The organism is Bradyrhizobium sp. STM 3809 (assembly GCF_000239795.1).
Classification (GTDB): domain Bacteria; phylum Pseudomonadota; class Alphaproteobacteria; order Rhizobiales; family Xanthobacteraceae; genus Bradyrhizobium.
Genome location: NZ_CAFJ01000420.1, coordinates 1 through 4,351, shown reverse-complemented (window position 1 = coordinate 4,351; position 4,351 = coordinate 1). Strand labels below are relative to the sequence as shown.

The window sequence follows — 4,351 nt, the reverse complement described above, 5'->3', positions numbered from 1 at the left end:
CACGTTTGCAGATGTTTTTCCATCTTTGCGGAGCGGGGATCTGAGCGGTTGGGGCATTTGGGAAATGGCTCATTCCACGCCGATCGAGATCGCATTTGAGATGGGGCTCCCAATCGCGATCATGGTCCTCGCGGGAGCCCTTGGGTCATTGGTGATCCTGCTTCGCTATACACAAAGAACGCAGGACCGAATCGAAGGCTCTGCATTCGCCATAATGGGAGTGGCCGCGCTGACTTATTCGCACTCCCTGATCGACTTTTCGCTCCAGATACCGGGCTATCTCATCCCCTTCTCGATCCTGCTCGGATCAGGCCTGGCCCGGGCGACCGCGGAACACGCAGACCGCGCTCATGCCGTCTAGCTCCGCTCCCGAAAGCGACGGGCCAGTGGAGGATGAAAGCTGGGCGCAGATTGCAGCACGATGAACCTGAGCCAAACGCCGGCTCTCCGGCCCCGCACATCCGTCCAAGAGAGCGGCCGAATGGTAACTAGCGGCCTGCGATGCGGAGTTGAGGGGCTCGCAACATTGCTGTGCCCTCCGGCTTCACCTCGCTCCAGAACCGCGCGTCGCGCGTCGATTGAATCTTGACCCAGGCGTAGTTGGTGCTCTCCCAATTCCTGATCGTCTCGGTGAGATTATCAAGGACCAAGTCGCCCTTCGTGGTCGCGACGATAAGAACGAGATGTCCGACCCCGGACGAGGTCCTGACGACGGCGAGGCGCAGCGCCCTGGCAGGAACGCCGCTCTGGACGAGCTCGTGGCGCTTGGTAACGGCATAGTCGTTACAGTCGCCCGAACCGGGTGCAATCCTCCAGCCTTCGGAGAGATTGGTGTCGTAGCTCTTGTTGGACGGTGCGATTGCAACGTTTACATCGCGGTTCACCCGCGCCAGAAGCTCGAGTGTCGACGAATCGAGATCGACGCGGCTCTTCCCGTCCGCCTCCAGCTTACATTCCGCAGGGTAGCGGATGCAGAATCTGACATGTTGAAACGGTGCGAGGGTCGGTCCGCCCTCGGAGATCGAAGATTGCTGGATCGGGTCATGCGAGATCCGATTACGCGCCACAGCATCTCCACCCAGCACGATCGATCCGAAAAGCGTCGCGATGAGAATCCTGTAGATCTGCGCCATGCGCGATACCTCAATGAGCAACATGCGACCGCCAACGCGTACGCCAACCGTGTTCATTGTCCCGCAAGGGTGTAAATTTTTGCCTATGACGGGGCCGGCAAATGTCCAGGATAAGCAACTGCTTAAGATAAGCAAATCTCGGGCCGATCAGTTATCGCCGGCGGCGACGTCCCGCAATGCACGCTGGGCTGAATTGGTCGTGCCGCGAGCAAGCTCAAGAAATCCACGGGCAAAAGATTGCTGCGGCAGAGGGACCCGTGCGCGTTTTGAACTCATGAACAATGTGGCCAGTCTTAAGTTGAGACCCGGCCGGCACGAGTCCGAAAAGAGCATGGGCAAGCGAGAAAGCTAGAGCGCGCGCAAGGGACGCGTGATTAGAACGCCGCCGCCCAGATCTTTCCAACCGCGGAAACCGCAGACACCACGACCTCCATCGTGCCCCAGCCGAGCAATGCCAGCCAGAGCGTCATAGCCAGCATAATCGTCAACAAGAGCACGGCTATGGATAGCTTCCGCCTCAATGGCAATGATGCCCCCTTCTGACCGCGCGGCCCTCTGGTTTGATCTGCGGAATGGAAATTGCGCATCGGCTCATCTTCGCGGCTCGCAGAGAGATACGCGCACAGCCCGAAATAAGCAATGTTTTCAAATAATTAAGGTAAAGCGCTGGTGCAATCGCGCGCTGAAAAATGCAGGATCCCGAGGAACCCGCCCTAGCGACCTGGCTGCCGCCAAGTCAAGCTGGAGGCCTTCTGAGACTATCTGCGTCGCCAAAGCGCTTCGGCATTGCTGGGCGCGTAGCACGCCTCAGCAAGCCCCATCCGTTGACAGCAGAGCCGGGAGCGTTACCACGATGATCTTGGCGTCCAGGACCATTGACCAATTGTGCGCGTAATAGGCATCGCAGGCGACGCGCTTTTCGTAGCTTGTGGTGCTGCGGCCGCTCACCTGCCACAGCCCGGTGATACCTGGGCGGCAAGACAGATAGGCACCCACAGACGTGGCGTAACGGTCCAGCTCTTCCTCAGTCACGGGCCGTGGTCCCACGATGCTCATTTCGCCCTTGAGCACGTTGTACAATTGCGGCAACTCATCAAGGCTCGATTTACGAAGGATTGCGCCGATCGCCGTCACACGGGGATCATTCTTCAGCTTACGGGTCGCCGCCCATTCGGCGGCAGCGGAAGGATCGCTCGCAAGCAACTCCTCCAGGCGCTCTGCAGCGTCCGGCACCATGGTTCTGAATTTAAGGCACTCGAAAATCCGGCCGTTGAATCCCACCCGCTTATGGCGAAACAGCGCGGGGCCAGGGGAAGACAAAATAACGGCGGCGTAGCAGATGGCAAGTAACGGGGCCAGTAGAATGATCCCGCCGAGCGCAAGGACAATATCCACGAGGCGTTTTGGCAGCACTCCAACTGGAGCCGGCGAACCGACGACTGCAGAATACCTCAAATCCGAGCGTGTATCTGATAAACTGTTCATAAGGGTACTCCGAAAAACAAAATATCGTAGGCCCGTGTTGAATAACTTTCGTTACTCTCCTTTTACGATTTTTTTATCAGATCGGTCCGCGCTGCACAATTTTCGCTGAAGCATGATCGGTGGCAACCTTCTGTTAAGCTAAAATGTTTAAGATAATGAAATTATTAACGTAAGCTGATCTGCCCTCGTCGACTCGGCGTGCGCCCGCCACGAAATCGCGTATGGAGTGTGAGAAATCGCCTCCGGAGTGCTGTATAGGCAACACACGATCAGTAGCTCCCTGGCTTCTCATTTTCGGCTGCCTGCCGATACCACTATCGTTGGTCGTTCAACGGCAGAATAGGTTAAAATTAACTATGTGAGTTTGTGGGCGGCAAAGCATCGAAAGTCAGGATCGACGCCCCGTAGAATCCCGGATGCCCCTCGACCCAAGCAGGGGAGCAGAGGGGCTGGCTCTGGCCGCCGAGCTGAATTTGGAGAAAAGGAGCCGGTCAGGGCAACGTCGTTTCCAATCCGGTCACGGGACCTCCCGCATCGGCTCAGGCCAACTGCGAGTTACTCGCGTTCGCAGCATCTTTGATCGACATCGAGATCGCGCAATTGTTGTTTCAAGGCAGCCGGAGCGAACTTTCTGAAGCAGGTTTTGCAGTTTTGCCCTGAACCGAGGCACTTTGGCGGGGGGGGGGAGCGACCATGTTCAGTCGACTGAAGATCGCTTCCCGGTGCGCGGATTCGAGGAAGCCTTCGGGTTCATGCTGCTCGGTTGCGAACGAAGGCCGGAAATCCCCCGAGCTCGTTGATCTGCGCGGGAGGCACAGGCACACCACAAATAAAGCACCAAGGGCTTGCGTCGCCGTTGAAAGAGGCCGGCGCCACGACTTAAAGGCTTCAACCGCGATAACGACGAAGCACCTCGACCGTCTTGGCGAACGCTGATTGCGCCCGGGGATCCAGCTGCTCGACGCGAGCCTTCAGCAAGTCCTGCGCCGCGCTCGGGGCGCTCAGATAGGCCTTAGCGGAGACGTCGACAAAGCCTCGGCTGACCAGCCTTCCGAATTCGTCCAAGATCTCTTCCCTCACGTCTCCGGGAGCTTGCATCAACACGGGCGAGGCGATGATCGTCCGCCGCACCGCAATCCAGGCCTCATTCGGACCGGTTGCGTAAGACTGCGCCAAAAGGGCGAATGCGCCGGCGTCCAAATGGCCGTGACCTAGAGCGAGTCCGAATGCGACCAACCAAGCGAAAGAGTCGCGCGGCGCGCAACTCAATGTAAGCCGGGCGCGGGCTTCCATCGATGCGATACGCTCATCGAACTCCTTCCCAGATCCCGCACGCAATGCGGCGTCAAGCAGAGGTATCTCGAGAAGCAGTAGTGTGCGCTGCGCATGAGTATCACAAGGGCTGACCCGATTCGTCTGGGCCAGTTGAAGAGCACGTGTCGCCGCGTCGGCGGTGAAGGTCTCAAATCGGAGCAGGCGTGCTTCGGTGGAGATAAAGTCGTCCGAAATGGCTGCGTCCTTGGCAGAAAGGCCTCCCCAGACCAACCCGGACACGGCCACCAGCAAGAGGATCGCGTTGAAAAGAACCCGGGTTGAAGCCGCGCGCATCGGGATCATAAAGAAATTAGACCGTCTCCCCGGCGGGCTTCTCATTCGTGTAGTAATTATAGTGACGATCGGAATAGCCCTCGAAGCGGCGCATAATCGCTTCATTGGCCTTGTTCAGCACCGCT

At 58.1% G+C, this 4,351-nt stretch carries 4 protein-coding genes; 1 reads left to right on the top strand and 3 read right to left on the bottom strand.

Translation table 11 applies throughout. The annotated features are described in order from the left end of the window. A partial coding sequence (locus BRAS3809_RS36700) for an O-antigen ligase family protein (RefSeq protein ID WP_502685674.1) occupies positions 1-361 on the top strand: 361 nt, incomplete at its 5' end. Between the two features lie 127 nt (positions 362-488). Here BRAS3809_RS36700 and BRAS3809_RS20255 read toward each other — a convergent pair. The 3 genes from BRAS3809_RS20255 to BRAS3809_RS20245 all read right to left on the bottom strand — a co-directional run bounded on the left by BRAS3809_RS20255 (position 489) and on the right by BRAS3809_RS20245 (position 4,235). Then, on the bottom strand, positions 489-1,133 hold the full coding sequence (locus tag BRAS3809_RS20255) for a transglutaminase-like cysteine peptidase (RefSeq protein ID WP_008963915.1): 645 nt from the start codon (positions 1,131-1,133) through the stop codon (positions 489-491). Positions 1,134-1,940: 807 nt separating this feature from the next. After that, a complete protein-coding gene (locus BRAS3809_RS20250; RefSeq protein ID WP_035657150.1) occupies positions 1,941-2,618 on the bottom strand; it encodes a sugar transferase in 678 nt (225 codons plus the stop codon). Positions 2,619-3,506: 888 nt separating this feature from the next. After that, positions 3,507-4,235, bottom strand: coding sequence for a hypothetical protein (locus BRAS3809_RS20245; protein ID WP_008963912.1), 729 nt, complete (start codon positions 4,233-4,235; stop codon positions 3,507-3,509). Positions 4,236-4,351: the final 116 nt, after the last annotated feature.

Excerpts from the sequence above, each read along its gene's own strand:
- BRAS3809_RS20255 (WP_008963915.1), bottom strand. The coding sequence starts at position 1,133 with ATGGCGCAGATCTACAGGATTCTCATCGCGACGCTTTTCGGATCGATC.
- BRAS3809_RS20250 (WP_035657150.1), bottom strand. The coding sequence starts at position 2,618 with ATGAACAGTTTATCAGATACACGCTCGGATTTGAGGTATTCTGCAGTC.
- BRAS3809_RS20245 (WP_008963912.1), bottom strand. The coding sequence starts at position 4,235 with ATGATCCCGATGCGCGCGGCTTCAACCCGGGTTCTTTTCAACGCGATC.